Source organism: Gammaproteobacteria bacterium (assembly GCA_034522055.1).
Lineage (GTDB): Bacteria > Pseudomonadota > Gammaproteobacteria > JAABTG01 > JAABTG01 > JAABTG01.
The window spans coordinates 896,105-913,655 of record JAXHLS010000006.1; the positions used below are offsets into that span (position 1 = coordinate 896,105).

The following is a 17,551-nucleotide window of genomic DNA, read 5'->3' on the forward strand; positions in this document are numbered from 1 at the left end:
TCGCGCCAGCGGAGACCCTCAGGTCTCGATGAGAGGGATGGTGTATTCCAGCAGGGTGCGCACCCGTCCCATGCCCTGGTTCAGGTTCTCTTCGATCTCCGCCATGGTGATGGTATCACCGCCCCGCCCCGCGGCGGCATTGGCCACCACGTTGCACGAGGCGTAACACAACCCCAGCTCCCGGGCCAGAGCGGCCTCGGGCATGCCGGTCATACCCACCACGTCGCAGCCGTCCCGCTCCAGGCGGTCCACCTCCGCCGCCGTCTCCAGCCGCGGTCCCTGGGTGGCGCCATAGGTGGCACCGTCTGCCGCCGGCACCCCGCCGGCGCGGCCGCCCGCCAGCAGGGCGCGGCGCAGGGCGGCGCAGTAGGGATGGGTGAAGTCCACGTGGACCACGTGGTTCAGGCCTTCCTCGAAAAACGTATGCTTGCGTGAGAAGGTGTAGTCGATGATCTGATCCGGGATTACCAGGCCGCCGGGAGCCAGGTCCGCGCGGATCCCTCCCACCGCATTCACCGCCACCACGTTGCCGACGCCGCAGTGGTGCAGGGCCCACAGGTTGGCACGGTAGTTGACCCGGTGGGGCGGGATGGTGCTGCCATAGCCGTGGCGGGCCAGGAACACCACCCGGCGATCGCTCATCAGGCCGTGGACGAGGGGCCCCGAGGGCTCGCCGAAGGGGGTGTTGACGGCCTCGCGGCGAGTCAGCTTCAGGCCCTTGAGGCTGGTGAGGCCGGTGCCGCCGATGATGGCCAGCAGGGGTGTGTCGTTCATAGGCCCCTCACCGCGTAGATGCCCCGGGCGTTGCGCAGATAGCCGCGATAATCCATGCCGAAGCCGAAGACATAGCGATCGGGTGCCTCCAGGCCCGTGAAGTCCGCCCGCGGGATACCGTCCTTGCGGTCATGGCGCTTGTCCACCAGCACCGCCGAGCGCACGCTGGCGGCCCCCTCGTCGCGGCAGTAGCGCAGGATCCCGGCCAGGGTCAGGCCTTCATCGAGAATATCGTCCACTACCACCACGTGGCGTCCCGCCAGGGACTTGGCGGGGCGGGCGCGCCAGTGGAGTTCGCCGCCCTTGACGTCGTCGCGGTAGCGGGTGGCGTGGATGTAATCCATCTCCAGGGGAAAGCCGAGGCGCAGGGTGAGTTCGGCGAAGGGCACCACGCCGCCGATCATCACCGCCAGCATGAGGGGGTTGTCCTCGGCCAACTCCGCCGTGACCTCCCGGGCCATGCGGTCCAGAGCCAGGGCCACGTCGTCCGCGGAATGGATGAGTTCGGCATCCACCTCCACCCGCATGATGTGCTCGGGGGTGGGACGGGCGGGGTCGTCAGTCATGGGGCGATTCCTCCATAGGGGGTGCTCCGGGCCCCTCCAGGCCATGGTGGCCCACCCAGTCGCGGGCGAACTGCTGGGCGGCGCGGCCGCTGCGGGATCCCCGCCCGAGGGCCCAGCGCAGGGCCTCCCGGCGGGTGAGTTCGGGATTCGGGTCCTCGAAACCCAGGGTCTCGAGCCAGCCCGCCACGATCCCGAGGTAGGTGTCCTGGTCGAAGGGATAGAAGGACAACCACAGGCCGAAGCGCTCCGCCAGGGAGATCTTCTCCTCCACCGCCTCACCATGGTGGATCTCGCCATCCACGTTGCGGGCCTGGTCGTTCTCCGCGAAATATTCCGGCACCAGGTGACGGCGGTTGGAGGTGGCATAGATGAGCACGTTCGACGGCACCGCCGCGACGGAACCATCCAGGATCCCCTTCAGGGCCTTGAAGCTGGCGTCGCCCTGCTCGAAGGAGAGGTCGTCGCTGAAGATGATGAAGCGCTCGGGCCGGCCCTGGAGCAGGTCGATGATCTCCGGCAGATCCGCCAGTTCCTCCCGGTCCACCTCCACCACCCGCAGGCCCGCATTGCCGTAGGCGTTGAGCAGCGCCTTCACCAGGGAGGACTTGCCGGTGCCGCGGGCACCCCACAGCAGGGCGTTGTTGGCCGGCAGGCCGGCCAGGAACTGGCGAGTGTTGCGCTCCAGCAGGATCTTCTGGCGTTCAACGCCATGGAGCTCGGCGAGGCCGATGTCATGGAGATGGCGCACGACCCTGAGACCGCCGATGCCGCCCTGGCGACGCCAGCGCCACGCCCACACATCCTCCTCCAGGACGCCGTCAGGGGCGGCCGGCAACAGGACCTCGGCCCTGTCCAGCAGCCGCTCCAGCCTCTTCAGCACGGCGCGCCGGCGCTTGTGACCATCGCCCATCAACGCGCCCTCATTCGGCGCACCGGATGCACCGGGTGGCCGTGGGATTCACCTCCAGGCGGCCCGCGGCAATGGGTTCGTCACACACCACGCACACGCCATAGTCGCCGTCGTCGATGCGTTTCAGGGCCGCCGCAATGCGCTGCAGCTCCCCGCCCCGGCGCTGGTTGGTGGCCTTGGCCATGGCCTGCTGCTGCATGGCATCCATGCGTGACAGCCGCCCCTGGCGGGTCTGATCCAGCTCCACCGTATCGGCGGCGGCCGCGGCCCCTTCGCTATCCCGCAATAATTCCTCCCGGCGCGCCTCCAACAGCGCCCGGAAGTGTCCGAGGTCCAGTTCGTTACCCATGACCACACCCTGCGGGCAACCCCACGCGGTGGGTTGAAAGGCGTTTTCTCTCACGCAGCCACGGAGGCACAGAGAATGCGTAGGGACTGTTCCTCTCCATGGCAGCGTCAGCGGTCGATGGCCTTGTAGCGGATGCGGTGGGGTTGCACGGACTCCTCGCCGAGGCGGCGTTTCTTGTCCTCTTCGTAGTCGGCGAAGTTGCCCTCGAACCATTCCACCCGGCTGTCGCCCTCGAAGGACAGGATATGGGTGGCGATGCGGTCCAGGAACCAGCGATCATGGGAGATGACCACGGCACAGCCGGGGAAGGTCAACAGCGCCTCCTCGAGGGCGCGCAGAGTCTCCACATCCAGGTCGTTGGTGGGCTCGTCCAGCAGCAGCAGGTTGCCGCCCTCCCGCAGCACCTTGGCCAGGTGCACGCGATTGCGCTCGCCCCCCGACAGATCCCCCACCCGCTTCTGCTGGTCCGGGCCCTTGAAATTGAAGCGGCCGAGGTAGGCCCGGGACTGCACCTCGTAGCTGCCCACGGTGATGATGTCCTGGCCCTCGGAGATCTCTTCCCACACCGTCTTGGCGCCATCCAGGGCGTCCCGGCTCTGATCCACGTAGGCGGGTTTCACCGTGTCGCCGATGCGCAGCTCACCGCTGTCCGGCTGCTCCTGGCCGGTGATGATGCGGAACAGGGTGGTCTTGCCCGCGCCATTGGGGCCGATGACCCCGACGATGCCGCCGGGGGGCAGGTCGAAGGAGAGGTCGTCGTAGAGCAGGCGCTCGCCATAACGCTTGGACAGGCCCTCGGCCTCGACCACGACATCGCCGAGGCGCGGGCCCGGCGGGATGTAGATCTCGTTGGTCTCGTTGCGCTTCTGGAAATCCTGGGACTGGAGTTCGTCGAAGCGGGCCAGGCGCGCCTTGCTCTTGGCGTGGCGACCCTTGGGGTTGGAACGCACCCATTCCAGCTCGTGCTTCATGGTGCGCACCCGGGCGCTCTCCTGTTTCGCCTCCTGCTCCAGGCGCTTCTCCTTCTGTTCCAGCCACGAGGAATAGTTGCCCTGCCAGGGGATCCCATGGCCCCGATCCAGTTCCAGGATCCAGCCCGCCACGTTGTCCAGAAAATAGCGATCATGGGTCACCGCCACCACGGTCCCCGGGTAGTCGTGGAGGAACTGCTCCAGCCACGCCACGGACTCGGCGTCCAGGTGGTTGGTAGGCTCGTCCAGCAGCAGCATGTCCGGCGCCGACAGCAGCAGCCGGCACAGCGCCACCCGCCGGCGTTCGCCGCCCGACAGCCTGGTGACGTCCGCCTCCCAGGGGGGCAGGCGCAGGGCGTCGGCGGCTACTTCGAGCTTGCGGTCCAGATTATGGGCATCTGCCGCCTGAATCACATTCTCCAGGCGTGCCTGCTCCGCGGCCAGGGCATCGAAATCGGCATCGGGCTCGGCGTAGGCCGCGTAGACCTCGTCCAGCCGCGTCATGGCATCCTTGACCTCCCGCAGACCATCCTCCACGTTGCCCCGCACGTCCTTGGCCGGGTCGAGGTCGGGCTCCTGGGACAGATAGCCGATGTTGATCCCCGGCTGCGGCCGGGCCTCGCCCTCGATATCGGTGTCGATGCCGGCCATGATGCGCAGCAGGGTGGACTTGCCGGAGCCGTTCAGGCCCAGCACCCCGATCTTGGCGCCGGGGAAAAAGGACAGGGAGATGTCTTTCAATATCTCACGTTTCGGGGGCACCACCTTGCCCACACGGTTCATGGTGTAAACGTATTGCGCCATGGTTATCTTTCGGACCTGGTTTGAATCGAACCCGGCATTATACTGGTTCGGCCATGAATGAATGCACCCGCGAGAAATAACACATGAACACCGTCCACGTCACCGCGGGCCCCGCCCTCGCCCGTTACGGCTTCGGCGAGTCGCATCCCTTCAGCAATGGCTTGAGCGGCGCCCCCGGGGATCACCGGGGGCGGGGGGCTCCACCGCGCCGCGCAAAATCACCCGCAGGGGCCAAGTACATACCATGGGGTGCATCTGATAATATGCATGGTTTAAGTTTGCGCGCCAGATAAAGGTCAAATAATTCGGCCTTACCTGATGGCCCATGACTGGGCCAGCGCATCAATCGACCAGGACATTCATATCCCATGTTTGACAAGAATATGACCATCGCCGGCTACGACGACGAGTTGGCCCACGCCATTCGCGACGAAGAGCGTCGTCAGGAAGAACACATCGAACTCATCGCCTCGGAGAACTACGCCAGCCCGCGGGTCATGGAGGCCCAGGGCACGGTGCTTACCAATAAATACGCCGAAGGCTACCCCCACAAGCGCTACTACGGTGGCTGCGAATACGTGGACGTGGCCGAGGACCTGGCGGTGCAGCGGGCCAAGGAGCTGTTCGGCGCCGACTACGCCAACGTGCAGCCCCACTCCGGCTCCCAGGCCAATGCCGCCGTGTTCATGGCCTTGTGCCAACCCGGCGACACCGTGCTCGGCATGAGCCTGGCGGACGGCGGCCATCTCACCCACGGCGCCAAGCCCAACTTCTCCGGCAAAATCTACAACGCCGTGCAGTACGGCCTGGTGGCCGCCACCGGCGAGATCGACTACGAGCAGGTCGAGCGACTGGCCCGCGAGCACCGGCCCAAGATGATCATCGCCGGCTTCTCCGCCTATTCCCGGGTGGTCGACTGGCAGCGCTTCCGTGACATCGCCGACGAGGTGGGCGCCTGGCTGCTGGTGGACATGGCCCACGTGGCCGGCCTCGTGGCGGCCGGCGTCTACCCCAGCCCGGTGGCCATCGCGGATGTCACCACCTCCACCACCCACAAGACCCTGCGTGGTCCCCGCGGCGGCATCATCCTCGCCCGTGCCAACCCCGACCTGGAGAAGAAGCTGAACTCCCTGGTGTTTCCCGGTACCCAGGGCGGCCCGCTGATGCATGTCATCGCCGCCAAGGCGGTGGCCTTCAAGGAGGCCATGGACCCGGAGTTCAAGGCCTATCAGCAGCAGGTGGTGGAGAATGCCCGCCAGATGGCTGCGGTGTTCATGGAACGCGGCCATGACGTGGTGTCGAAGGGCACCGACAACCACCTGTTCCTGGTGAGCTTCATCGACAGCGGTCTCACCGGCAAGGACGTGGATGCCTGGCTCGACGCGGCTCACATCACGGTGAACAAGAACGCCGTGCCCAACGATCCCCAGTCCCCCTTCGTCACATCGGGGATCCGCGTGGGCACTCCGGCCATCACCACTCGCGGCTTCGGTGCCGAGGAGAGTCGCACCCTGGCCGCCTGGATGTGCGACGTCATCGACGCGCGGGGCGACGAGGCCGCCATCGCAACGGTGAGGGAGCAGGTGCAGGCCCTGTGCCGGCGCTTCCCTGTCTACGGCTCCTGACGCGCCGGCCCACGCCCCATGCGCTGCCCCTTTTGCGGCACGGACGAGACCCGGGTAGTGGATTCGCGCCTGGTGGGTGAGGGCGACCAGGTGCGCCGGCGTCGCGAGTGCACCAGCTGCCGGGAACGCTTCACCACCTACGAGACGGTGGAGTTCAGCCTCCCCAAGGTGATCAAGCAGAGCGGCGATCGCGAGGCCTTCAACGAGGACAAGCTGCGAGCGGGTATCGAGCGTGCCCTGGAGAAACGGCCGGTGGAGAGTGAAGACGTGGAACTGGCCCTGAGCCACATCAAGCGCCGCCTCATCGCCCATGGCGAGCGGGAGGTCCCGTCCCGCCGCCTCGGCGAATGGGTGATGCAGGAACTGCGCGCCCTCGACCAAGTGGCCTATGTACGCTTCGCCTCGGTCTACCGCAGCTTCCAGGATGTGCAGGAGTTCCGCGACGAGATCGAACGCCTGGAGGGCCAGGTGCCACCGGAATCCCGCCGCCACCAGATCCCCCTCATCCCCGACGACAACTGACAGCGGCCCCACGGAGTTCGAAGCAGAAAGACCCATGGCAGCCTCTCATGACTACCAGTACATGGCCCGCGCCTTGCAATTGGCGCGGCGCGGCCTCTATACCACCGACCCCAACCCCCGGGTGGGTTGCGTGCTGGTGAACGGCGGCGACGTGGTGGGCGAAGGCTGGCACGAGCGGGCCGGCGAGCCCCACGCCGAGATCCACGCCCTCGGCCAGGCGGGCGAGCGGGCCCGCGGAGCCACCGCCTACGTCACTCTCGAGCCCTGCGCGCACCATGGCCGCACGCCGCCCTGCGTCAACGCCCTGGTGGACGCCGGCGTGGCGCGGGTAGTGACCACCATGGAAGACCCCAACGCCCTGGTCGCGGGCAGCGGCAACAAGTACCTGCGGGAACAGGGGATCCAGGTGGACTGCGGCATCATGGCCCACGAGGCGGTGGCCCTTAATCCCGGTTTCATCAAACGCATGAAGACCGGCCTGCCCTACGTGCGGTGCAAGATGGGCGCCAGCCTGGACGGCCGCAGCGCCATGGCCTCGGGGGAAAGCAAGTGGATCACCGGTCCCGACGCGCGCCAAGACGTGCAACGATTGCGAGCCCGCAGCTCGGCGGTCATGACGGGCATCGGCACGGTGCTGGCGGATGACCCCTCCCTCAACGTGCGTGCCGGTGATATCGGTGAGCCGGAACCCGCGGGGGGCTGGCGCCAGCCCCTGCGGGTGATCGTGGATCCGCGTCTCAGCACGCCGGTGGACGCGCGCATCCTCGCCCAGCCGGGTGAGACCCTCATCGCCACCACCGCCGACGACGAGGACATCATGGAGATCCTCACCAAGGCCGGTGCCCAGGTCATCCGCTTCCCCGGCAGTCCGGACCACGTGGACCTGCCCGCGGTGTTACGCCACCTCGCCAAGCTGGAGGTCAACGAGGTGCTGCTGGAGACGGGCGCCATCCTCAGCGGCGCCATGGTATGCGCCGGGCTGGTGGACGAACTGGTGGTCTATATGGCGCCGGTACTCATGGGCGACAAGGCCCGCGGCCTGTTCCGCACCCCGGAGATGGACCGCATGGAGGACAGCATCCGCCTGGATATCACCGACCTGCGGGCGGTGGGCGACGACTGGCGCATCACGGCGATCCCGGTGAACCGGGACCCCCGATAGCAGGCCGCCGCGTGTTCACCGGCATCGTCCAGGACATCGGCCGCGTGGCGGCCCTCGAACGGCGGGGGGGCGACGCGCGCCTGCACATCCGCACCCACAAGCTGCCCCTGGGGCGCCTCGCCATCGGCGACAGCATCGCCACCGGTGGGGTGTGCCTCACGGCGGTGGCCCTGCCGGGGGACGGTTTCGTGGCCGATGTCTCCGGCGAGACCCTGGCGAAGACCACCATGGGCGGCCTGCGCCCCGGCGATGAGGTGAACCTGGAACTGGCCCTGACCCCGGACACGCCCCTGGGCGGGCACTTGGTGAGTGGTCACGTGGACGGCGTAGGCGAACTCAAGGAACGCCGGCAAGATGGCCGCTCCGTGCGTATGACCGTCGGCGCCCCCGCCCCCCTCGCCCGCTACATCGCCACCAAGGGCTCCATTTGCGTCGATGGCGTCAGCCTCACGGTCAACGCCGTGGCGGGGGCCGCCTTCGAACTCAACATCGTGCCCCACACCCTGGCCCAGACCACCCTCGGCGGCCTGCGAACGGGGGACCCGGTGAACCTGGAGGTGGACGTCATCGCCCGCTATCTCGAGCGCCTGCTGCTGGGCGACGAGGCGGCCGATCCCGCCACCGCTTTGACCCGGGAGTTCCTTGCCCGCCACGGCTTCGGCCGCTAACCGAAAGAGTCCCATGCCCCTCAATAGCGCAGAAGAGATCATCGAAGACATCCGCCGCGGCCGCATGGTCATCCTCATTGACGACGAGGACCGGGAAAACGAGGGAGATCTCATCATGGCTGCCTCGGCGGTGCGCCCCGAAGATATCAACTTCATGGCTACCCACGGCCGCGGGCTCATCTGCCTGACCCTCACCCGCGAACGCTGCGAGCAATTGCAACTGCCCCTCATGGTACGGGACAACGCCGCCCCCCATGGCACCGCCTTCACCGTCTCCATCGAGGCGGCCACGGGGGTCACCACCGGCATCTCCGCCGCCGATCGCGCCACCACCATCCGCGCGGCGGTGGCCCCCAACGCGCGGCCCTCGGACCTGGTGCAGCCGGGTCACATCTTCCCCCTCATGGCGCAGCCCGGCGGCGTCCTCACCCGCGCCGGCCACACCGAGGCCGGCTGCGACCTGGCGCGCCTCGCCGGCGGCGAGCCGGCGGCGGTCATCGTCGAGGTGTTGAAGGAGGACGGCACCATGGCGAGGCGCCCGGACCTGGAGGTCTTCGCCGAGCAGCACGGCCTCAAGATCGGCACCATCGCCGATCTGATCCATTATCGCACCCTGAACGAGAAGACCGTGGAGCGGGTGGGGTCCTGCGAGTTGCCCACCCGTCACGGGGATTTCACGCTCCACGCCTACCAGGATTCCATCGACGACGTCACCCATCTGGCCCTGGTGATGGGGGACATCGCCGCCGACGAGGCGGTGCTGGTACGAGTCCATGTCCAGGACACCCTGTGCGACCTCACCCTGAGCCGCCGCTCCGACTGCGGCTGGCCCCTGGACGACGTCATGGGCCGCATCGCCCGGGAGGGCAAGGGCGTGCTGGTGGTGCTGCGCCATCAGGAATCCCCGGCCGAGATCATCAACCGGGTGCGCCGTTACGAAGCGGATGACCGGGGCGAGGAACATCCTGTCCACGAGAAGAAGACCACGGATCTGCGTACCTACGGCATCGGCGCCCAGATCCTCGCCGACGCAGGGGTACGCCGCATGCGGGTCCTGTCGGCGCCGCGCCACATGCGCGCCATCTCCGGCTTCGGCCTCGAGGTGGTGGAATACGTCACGGAATAGACCCGCCGACAAAGAAGCAATTGATGGCAGAGGCTCCGCCTCTGTCGGCATAGATCCGATCCATAGCGCATCTGGTATGCCTTCTATCATCTTCTTCGATTAGCCCCCCTGCGACCCCCCGCCTAAACTGGTTCTCCTTAGACCAGCCATACGCGAGGAAGACCCTGCGTCGGCCGTACCGTGCCATCCCGGGGGAGCCTTACCCCATGAATACTCTTCATAACCTGCTGCCATTCCTGCGCTGGTTTCCCGTAACGCGGGATACCCTGCGGGCCGATCTGGTGGCCGGTATAACGGTGGCCCTGGTACTCGTGCCCCAAAGTATGGCCTATGCCCAATTGGCCGGCCTGCCGGTGGTGTATGGGCTCTATGCGTCTTTCGTGCCCGTCATCATCGCCTCCCTGTGGGGGTCGTCCAGTCAACTGCATACCGGGCCGGTGGCCATGCTCTCCCTCATGTCGGCCGCCGCCCTGATCCCCTTTGCCAACCCGGGTAGCGAGGCCTTCATAGAGCTTGCCGTGATGCTGGCCCTGATGGTGGGGGTGCTGCGCCTGGCCCTGGGCCTTTTCAGGCTCGGCGCCATCGTCAACCTGTTGTCCAGCCCCGTGATCGTGGGCTTCACCAACGCCGCCGCCCTGATTATCGGTCTGTCCCAGCTGAGCAAAATCATCGGCGTCCCCTTCCCGCGCTCCGATTCCTACTTGGCGGACCTGTGGGGGGTCGTATCACAGCTGGGATCCGTTCATTGGCCGACGCTCCTGTTCGCCCTCGGCGCCTACGGACTCATGGTCGGCCTGAAGCGGATCTCACCCTCCGTTCCCGGTGTGCTCATCGCGGTACTCGCCACCACCGTCATCTCCGCCTTGATCGGCTACGAGCACAAGATCACCATCCCGATGGAACGGATACACTATGAGCGTGCCGTGGAGGCCATAGCCGCCCACGCCCGGACCACGAACCGCATCGACCAGCTAGCGACCGAGATCGCCGAAAGAAATCGCGAACTGTCCGCCACCGAAAGCGCAGCCGATCAGGCCGCCGTAGCCCAAGCCGCCGAGATCGAGGCCTCCTTGAGATTGCTGGAGTATGAACTCACCAACGCGAAGGCCCGCAACAACGCACTGCGTATCGATCTGCATGGCATGCGTCTGGAGGGCACTACCGATGCCAAGGGCGAAACAGCCTTCTTCCCCAAGGGCAAGGTGCCGTCGGAATTGACTCCCGATGACCGGACATGGCGTTTCGAGTCCGTGAGCGATGACGGCATCAGCCTGGCCTCGGGGGGCGCCGTAGTGGGCGACATCCCCCAGGGTCTGCCTCGGTTCGCCATGCCCAGTATCCAATGGGACCTCGTGCTCGCCCTGTTCCCCGCGGCCATCGTCATGGCCCTCATCGGTTTCATGGAAGCCACCTCGATTTCCAAGGCCATTGCCACCACCACCGGAGAGCGCATCGATGCCAGCAAGGAACTGGTGGGCCAGGGCCTGGCGAACATCGTCGGCAGTTTTTTCAGCTCCTATACCGTGAGCGGCTCCTTTTCCCGCTCGGCGGTGGCCGCCAAGACGGGGGCAAAAACCGGCCTGTTCGCCATCATCAGCGCCGTGGCGGTGATGATGGTGCTCCTGTTCTTCACCCCCTACCTCTACGGCCTGCCCCAGTCGGTGTTGGCGGTCATCGTGATGATGGCGGTTTTCGGCCTGGTGCGGGTGGCCCCCCTCGTCCGTGCCTGGAGGGTGGATCGCATCAGCGCCATCATAGGCATCATCACCTTCGCCTCCACCCTGCTGATGGCACCCGCCATCGCCAACGGCATTCTCATCGGTATCACCCTTACCATCCTGGCCTACCTGGTCAAGAGCATGCGCCCGCGGGCAGAGATCGTGGCGCGCAAGCCCGACGGCACCCTGGGAGGCATTCAGTCCCACCACCTCGCCCCCATCAGTAGGACCGTAGTACCGGTGCGTTTCGACGGCTCCCTGACCTTCTCCACCGTGGCCTATTTCGAGGACATCATCCTCGAGGCCATCGCCGACTTCCCCGATGCGCAGGTCATCCTCATCATCGGCAGTGGCATCAACGAGATGGATGCCTCGGGGGAGGAGAAGGTCCGTGAGGTGGCGAAACAGCTGCGCGCCGCCGGCATCGACCTGACCTTCAGCGGGCTCAAGCACCAGGTGATGTCCATATTCCTGCGCACCGGGCTTGTGGATGAGTTCGGGCGCGACCGATTCTTTACCAGCAAAGAGAGCGCGCTGGCTTCACTCCTGGAGCGTTACGACACTCCGCCTGGCTCCCAGCCGGCCTCCACCAACGATGACTCGTCCGGCCAGTCCGGCGCGCCTAAAGTAAAGTCCTTCCAAGCCGATCAGCCTTTCTGACCCGGCAATCCGCCGGGACCGTGCCCGTGCGGCACGAAACCATCCGGCGGAACGTATCCGGCGGTGCGCGGCACCAGACCAATCTGTTGGCCCTCAACGCCGCCGTGGAAGCGGCGCGGGCTGCAGAGGCCGGCAAGAGTCCGAGAAGAGCCCCGGCCCCGCCTCGGACCGTCACCTCAACTGGCTGTCCTTGCTGCCCCGCCGGTTGAACAGGGCCAGGCCCGCGTCTCCTGATTCCCGCCCGGACTGACAGCCCACACACAGGCGCACCCCCGGGATGGCCCGGCGCCGGGCCTCGGGGATAGGCTCGTCGCAATCCTCGCAACGGTCGAGCCCTTCTCCTTCCGGCAACAGACGGCGCGCGTGGGTGATGGCATCCTCCACGCTCGCGTCGATCTGTTCCTGCACGGCACCGTCACGGGTCCAGCCACCGGCCATGTCGGGGTCCTCACGAATCGGGGAAGCCGTCTCGAACGCGGCTTCCGCCAGGATGCAACGAAGCGCCGGCCCTGAAGGCAGGTACGCGATGCCGGGGCCTACTCCCCCTCCTCCTCCATCCACTTCATCAAACCCATCTCGTGGGGATGGGCCAACAGTTCATGGTAGGGAAAGGCGCGGATGCGGTAGGTCATCTTGCCGCACCAGTCGGGCTGCAGGTCGATGCGGTAACGATGCACGCCGCCCTTGGCCTGCCCCTTCACCGGCACGAAGCGCAGGGCCACCGTGATGGTGTCTCCCTCGCTCTGCACCAGTTGCTTTTCCAGGGAACCCTCGCCGTCCATGATGCCCGCCGCGATGAAGGTGCTCTCGAAGGCCCCCTCCCGGGTCAGCAGCAACTCCACCGCCACGTCCGTGGCCTCCAGGCCATCCAGCTTCATCTCCACTTCCATCACTGCGCTGTCACCGAAAGCGACCCGCTGGGGGTAGTCGCTGATGGCGGTAAACCTCACCGTCGGCCATGCGGCCCGCACCCGTGCCTTCCAGTCCGCCAGCAGCCCTGCGGCCCGATGGTTGTCCGCCGTCAGGATACGGCCCTGCTCACTCGCCGGCAGATAGAACTTGCGTCCGTATTCCGCCAGCATGCGGCAGGTATTGAACCGCGGGATGATGGACATCATGGAGCGTTTGCAACGTTTCACCCAGTCCGGCGAATAGCCATGCTTGTTGCGGTCATAATAGGTGGGCACCACGTCGTCCTGCAGGATCTCGTAGAGGGTGCGCGCATCCTCGTAGTCCCGCCGATGCTCGTCATCGTCATGCGGGGAGGGCTTGATACCCCAGCCATTGGCGCCGTCGAAACCCTCCGCCCACCAGCCGTCCAGCACCGACAGATTGAGGCTGCCGTTGATGGCGGCCTTCATGCCGGAAGTGCCACTGGCCTCCAACGGATAGACGGGATTGTTGAGCCACACGTCCACGCCGGAGACCAGACGCCGGGCCAGGGCCAGATCGTAACCCTCCACCATCAACACCCGCCCCACGAAATCGGGATCGGATGCCAGGTTGTTGATCTGGCGCAGCAGTTCCTGGCCGGGATGATCGGCGGGATGGGCCTTGCCGGCGAAGACGAAGATGACGGGACGCTCCTCGTTGGTGACGATCTCCCGCAGCACCTCGAGATTGTTCATGAACAGGGGTGCGCGCTTGTAGGTGGCGAAGCGCCGGGCGAAGCCGATGGTCAGGAAATTCGGCTCCCGGGGTTTGATATAGCGGGTGAGTCGCTCCAGATGGGCCTCGCTCACCTGGTTGCGCTGGGACTGGTAACTGAGAGCCCCCCGCAGGGCATAGAACATCTGCGACTTGATGGACTGGCTGGTGCTCCAGAACAGGTGATCGGGGATCTCGTCCAGGCGCTGCCAGTAATGGGTATCCGTCAGATGATTGCGCCATGCCGCCCCCAGGAAGCGGTCGAACATGTCGATCCAGGGCTGGGCCAGGAAACTGGGCAGATGGACGCCGTTGGTGACATAGGAAATGGGGTTCTCGTGGGGCGGGATGTCCGACCATGAATTGTGGCAGATCTCGGACGACACCTTGCCATGGATCTGGCTGACGCCATTCTGGCGCTTGGACAGGGTTGTGGCGAGAGTGGTCATGTTGAATACGTCACCCTGATCGCCGTTGCGTCCGAGTTCGAACAGTTGCTCCACGGAGATTCCCAGTTCACCGGCGTAACCCTCGAAATAGTTGACCACCAGTTCATGGGGAAACACGTCGTGCCCCGCCGGCACCGGCGTATGGGTGGTGAACACCGTCTTGGCCGCCACCAGTTCGGTCCCCGTGGCATAGGGCACGCCGGAGGCCACCAGCTCCCGGATGCGCTCCAGGGGCATGAATGCTGCGTGTCCCTCGTTGCAGTGCCAAACGGAAGGCTTTATGCCCAGGGCCCGCAGGGCCCGCACGCCGCCGATACCGAGGACGATCTCCTGGCGCATGCGTGTACCCTTGCCACCACCATAGAGCTTATGAGTGATTTCCCGATCCTCGGGCGAGTTGGTGTCGAGGTTAGTGTCCAGCAGGTAGATGGTGACGTGCCCCACTTGGCACTGCCACACTTTGATATCCACCTCACGCCCGGGCATGTCCACCGCCACGAGGATTTCCCGCCCTTCGCCATCCAGGGCCGGGCGCACCGCCAGGTCCTCGAGGTCGTTGTCGCGGTAGATGGCGTGCTGGGTGCCCTCGGCGTCGATATGCTGGGAGAAATAGCCCTGGCGATAGAGCAGACCGACACCCACGAAGGGCATGCGCATATCGCTGGCGGTCTTGCAGTGATCGCCGGCCAGGATCCCGAGGCCCCCGGAGTAGATGGGCATGCTCTCGTGGATGCCGTATTCGGCACAGAAATAGGCCACCAGATCCTCGGGGCCGTACTCCGGTCCCGACTGGCAGCGCGCACCGGAGGACATGTAGCTGTCGTAGGCCGAAATGGCCTGATGGTACTTGGCGAGGAATACCGGATTATGAGCCGCCTCCAGTAGCGTACTCTCGTCCACGCTGCGCAGGAACAGCTTGGGATTGTGGCCCGTGCGACGCCACAGCTTGGGGTTCAGCAGGCGGAACAGGGAACGCGCGGGGCGATTCCAGCTGTACCATAGATCATCGGCGAGTTCGGGCAGGCGTGCCAGTTGTTCCGGGACTCGCGGGTTGACCTCTAGTTTGAATTCTTTACCGGGCATAGGATCCCCTTCCCCTTATTATTTATCACCCCGGGACGGGCCGGAATGGTGTCATGGTAATTTCTTAAGAATTGCTTATTTTGCGCCCGATTCGGAATCCATGAAATACTTGCAAAGATGAAGTCGCGCCGGCCAGCCCGGGAGCTGCAAGCCTTGCGGCTTCGTCGCGACCCCTGTCCCCGCGTATGTCTCGGGACCACGCCGCCGACGGCTCACGGCCCCGCATCCGGCCCTTACCGGCCGTCCTTCAAGCTGATGGGAGAGCATCTATGAGCACGGAACCCTCAAGCCCCATGATCCGGGTGGCGACCGATACCGAGGCCACGGTGGCCGCCACCGCAGCCCGCATCGCCGATATCCTGACTCTGGCCGCACGGCAACGAGGCCGCGCCACCATGGCCCTGGCCGGTGGCAATACGCCCCGCCGACTCTATGAAGTGCTTGCCGGGCCACCCTATGCCACCGCCATCCCCTGGCCGGCGGTGCATCTGTTCCTGGGGGACGAGCGCTGCGTGCCGCCGGACCATGCCGACAGCAACCAGCGTATGGTGCGGGAGTCCCTGTTGGCCGCCTTGCCCGAAGCGCCGGTGTTTCACCCCATGCCGGCGGAGTGGACGGACCTCGAAGCCGCGGCCGCAGAATATGCCCGGGTGCTGAGCCGAGAGGCCCCCGGACCCGACGCGGGGCTGCCACAACTCGACATCGCCCTGCTGGGCATGGGCCCCGACGGCCACACCGCCTCACTGTTTCCCGGCACGCCCATCCTGGATGAGACCCGCCCGGTGGCGGCCGTCCATGTGCCACGCCTGGATGCCTGGCGCCTCAGCCTCACCCTGCCGGTCTTCAATGCCACCCGCCACGTGCTGTTCCTGGTCACCGGCGCGGGCAAGGCCGAGATGCTGGCCCGGATCCTCGACGAAGGACCGGACTCGAGGTGGCCGGCATCCCTGGTGGCCCCCGCTGCCGGCGAGGTGGAATGGCACGTCGACAGCGAGGCGGCCGCCCTGCTCGGCGATATCAGGTCTCGCAGCAGGTAAGTTCAGCCGTGGGGCGCCACTCGTCGATCTCTTTCTCGAACAGGTGGCGGCTCTCGGGAGGACCCCAGGTGCCGGCAGGATAGGTGTGGATGAAGTCCCGTTCCACCGACCACAGGTTGAGAACGGGCTCCACGATGCGCCACGCATATTCCACCTCGTCATAACGCAGGAACAGGGAACGATCACCACCCATGATATCCATCAAAAGCCCCTCATAGGCATCGGTGGGCGCGTCGTCCGGGCCGCGGAACCCGGCGTCCATACTCACCTGGCGGGTCTTCATCGCCAGCCCCGGCTGCTTGGAGGTGAGCTGCAGGCGCAGCATCTCGCAGGGCTGGACGCCGATGACCAGCCAGTTGCGTTCCACGTTGGCCACCTGGGTGCCCCGGAACAGCTGCTGGGGGGGCTGGCGGAAGCGGATCATGATATTGGAGACGCTCTCCGGCATGCGCTTCCCCGTACGCAGATAGAAGGGCACACCGCGCCAGCGCCAGTTGTCCACGTATAGTTTGAGGGCCGCGAAGGTCTCGGTGGCACTGTCGGCGGGCACCCCTTCCTCCTCCAGATAGCCCCTGACCTTCTCACCCTTGACCATTCCCGCCGCGTATTGGGCACGGAAGGCCTGGGAGTGCACCGCCCGCGGCGTAATGGGACGTACCGACTTCAGTACCTTGACCTTTTCGTCCCGCAGATCCTCGGCCGCCAGGGACACCGGCGGCTCCATGGCCACCAGGGTCAGGAGCTGCATCAGATGGCTCTGGATCATGTCACGCAATGCCCCGGCGCTATCGTAATAGGGCGCCCGGGTCCCCACCCCCAGGGTCTCCGCCTGGGTGATCTGCACGTGGTCGATAAAATTACGGTTCCACAGGGGCTCCAACATCAGGTTGGCGAAGCGGAACACCAGCAGGTTGCGCACCATTTCCTTGCCGAGATAGTGGTCGATGCGATAGACCTGTTTCTCCTCGAGGAACTGGCGCAGGCGTTTCTGCAGGATCGTGGCGCTGTCGATGTCGTAGCCGAAGGGCTTCTCGATGATCACCCGGCGCCAGCCGTGCTCCTCGTTCAGCAGCCCGGCGTGGCCCAGATTCTCCGTCACCACGCCGAACTCCGAGGGACTGATGGCCAGGTAGATGGCCAGGTTGGCGGGCAGATCGCTGCGCCCGCTCACGAAGGCCGCCAACTCCTCGTACATGGCGGGGTCGCCGATGTCACCACGGAAGTATTCCTGGCGGGCCTCGAAGCGCTCGAGTACCACCGGGTCGATCTCGCCGCGGACCTTGCCCTCCAGCATGGCGCGGCTCTCCTCGAGCCAGCGATCACGGTCCCAGGGCCGGCGCCCGGTGGCCACGATACGGCATTGCTCCGGCAGCTTGCCCGCCGCATCCAGGTGGTAGAGGGCCGGCATGAGCTTGACCCGGGACAGATCGCCGGTGGAACCGAAGATCACGAAGGTGCAGGGATTCAGGGGGGCATCCAT

At 65.9% G+C, this 17,551-nt stretch carries 16 protein-coding genes; 8 read left to right on the plus strand and 8 right to left on the minus strand.

Annotation, left to right across the window (positions count from 1 at the left end):
• Window positions 1-18: 18 nt before the first annotated feature.
• From U5S82_22905 to ettA, 5 genes are all read right to left on the minus strand, one after another.
• Window positions 19-774 carry an S-methyl-5'-thioinosine phosphorylase gene (locus U5S82_22905; GenBank protein MDZ7754415.1) on the minus strand — a complete coding sequence of 252 codons (756 nt, stop codon included), beginning with the start codon at window positions 772-774 and terminating at the stop codon, window positions 19-21.
• Entirely contained in the window at window positions 771-1,340 is a 570-nt protein-coding gene (locus U5S82_22910) for a hypoxanthine-guanine phosphoribosyltransferase (GenBank protein ID MDZ7754416.1), read from the minus strand. Before U5S82_22910 ends, U5S82_22905 begins: the two co-directional genes overlap by 4 nt.
• Window positions 1,333-2,250 carry an ATP-binding protein gene (locus U5S82_22915; GenBank protein ID MDZ7754417.1) on the minus strand — a complete coding sequence of 306 codons (918 nt, stop codon included), beginning with the start codon at window positions 2,248-2,250 and terminating at the stop codon, window positions 1,333-1,335. The genes U5S82_22910 and U5S82_22915 overlap by 8 nt, the downstream gene beginning before the upstream one ends.
• Window positions 2,251-2,260: 10 nt before the next feature.
• Window positions 2,261-2,599, minus strand: a complete 339-nt coding sequence (locus U5S82_22920; GenBank protein ID MDZ7754418.1) for a TraR/DksA family transcriptional regulator — start codon at window positions 2,597-2,599, stop codon at window positions 2,261-2,263.
• Window positions 2,600-2,706: 107 nt separating this feature from the next.
• Window positions 2,707-4,374 carry an energy-dependent translational throttle protein EttA gene (ettA, locus tag U5S82_22925; GenBank protein MDZ7754419.1) on the minus strand — a complete coding sequence of 556 codons (1,668 nt, stop codon included), beginning with the start codon at window positions 4,372-4,374 and terminating at the stop codon, window positions 2,707-2,709.
• A gap of 368 nt (window positions 4,375-4,742) precedes the next feature.
• Here ettA and glyA point away from each other — a divergent pair, with 368 nt between their 5' ends.
• From glyA to U5S82_22960, 7 genes are all read left to right on the plus strand, one after another.
• Window positions 4,743-5,999, plus strand: coding sequence for a serine hydroxymethyltransferase (gene glyA / locus U5S82_22930; protein MDZ7754420.1), 1,257 nt, complete (start codon window positions 4,743-4,745; stop codon window positions 5,997-5,999).
• Window positions 6,000-6,017: 18 nt separating this feature from the next.
• Entirely contained in the window at window positions 6,018-6,521 is a 504-nt protein-coding gene (gene nrdR / locus U5S82_22935; GenBank protein MDZ7754421.1) for a transcriptional regulator NrdR, read from the plus strand.
• A gap of 34 nt (window positions 6,522-6,555) precedes the next feature.
• Window positions 6,556-7,683 carry a bifunctional diaminohydroxyphosphoribosylaminopyrimidine deaminase/5-amino-6-(5-phosphoribosylamino)uracil reductase RibD gene (gene ribD, locus U5S82_22940; protein ID MDZ7754422.1) on the plus strand — a complete coding sequence of 376 codons (1,128 nt, stop codon included), beginning with the start codon at window positions 6,556-6,558 and terminating at the stop codon, window positions 7,681-7,683.
• An 11-nt stretch (window positions 7,684-7,694) separates the two neighbouring features.
• Window positions 7,695-8,351 (plus strand): riboflavin synthase, encoded by a 657-nt coding sequence (locus tag U5S82_22945; GenBank protein MDZ7754423.1) that lies wholly within the window; start codon window positions 7,695-7,697, stop codon window positions 8,349-8,351.
• 13 nt (window positions 8,352-8,364) lie between these two features.
• Window positions 8,365-9,477: a bifunctional 3,4-dihydroxy-2-butanone-4-phosphate synthase/GTP cyclohydrolase II gene (ribBA, locus tag U5S82_22950; protein MDZ7754424.1), complete on the plus strand. Its 1,113-nt coding sequence runs from the start codon at window positions 8,365-8,367 to the stop codon at window positions 9,475-9,477.
• Window positions 9,478-9,683: 206 nt separating this feature from the next.
• Window positions 9,684-11,855, plus strand: coding sequence for a SulP family inorganic anion transporter (locus U5S82_22955; protein ID MDZ7754425.1), 2,172 nt, complete (start codon window positions 9,684-9,686; stop codon window positions 11,853-11,855).
• Between the two features lie 26 nt (window positions 11,856-11,881).
• On the plus strand, window positions 11,882-12,064 hold the full coding sequence (locus U5S82_22960; protein ID MDZ7754426.1) for a hypothetical protein: 183 nt from the start codon (window positions 11,882-11,884) through the stop codon (window positions 12,062-12,064).
• On the opposite strand, the gene U5S82_22965 is transcribed toward U5S82_22960, so the two are convergent.
• Both U5S82_22965 and glgP read right to left on the minus strand, forming a co-directional pair.
• Window positions 12,027-12,293, minus strand: a complete 267-nt coding sequence (locus U5S82_22965) for a DksA/TraR family C4-type zinc finger protein (GenBank protein ID MDZ7754427.1) — start codon at window positions 12,291-12,293, stop codon at window positions 12,027-12,029. The genes U5S82_22960 and U5S82_22965 overlap by 38 nt on opposite strands.
• Before the next feature lie 98 nt (window positions 12,294-12,391).
• Complete coding sequence (gene glgP, locus U5S82_22970; GenBank protein MDZ7754428.1) at window positions 12,392-15,034, minus strand: alpha-glucan family phosphorylase; 2,643 nt, start codon at window positions 15,032-15,034, stop codon at window positions 12,392-12,394.
• A gap of 269 nt (window positions 15,035-15,303) precedes the next feature.
• Between glgP and pgl the strand changes: the two genes are divergently transcribed.
• Window positions 15,304-16,071: a 6-phosphogluconolactonase gene (gene pgl / locus U5S82_22975; GenBank protein MDZ7754429.1), complete on the plus strand. Its 768-nt coding sequence runs from the start codon at window positions 15,304-15,306 to the stop codon at window positions 16,069-16,071.
• Here pgl and zwf read toward each other — a convergent pair.
• The gene (zwf, locus tag U5S82_22980) at window positions 16,052-17,551 is read right to left on the minus strand and encodes a glucose-6-phosphate dehydrogenase (protein MDZ7754430.1); all 1,500 of its coding nucleotides are present in this window, start codon (window positions 17,549-17,551) and stop codon (window positions 16,052-16,054) included. The genes pgl and zwf overlap by 20 nt on opposite strands.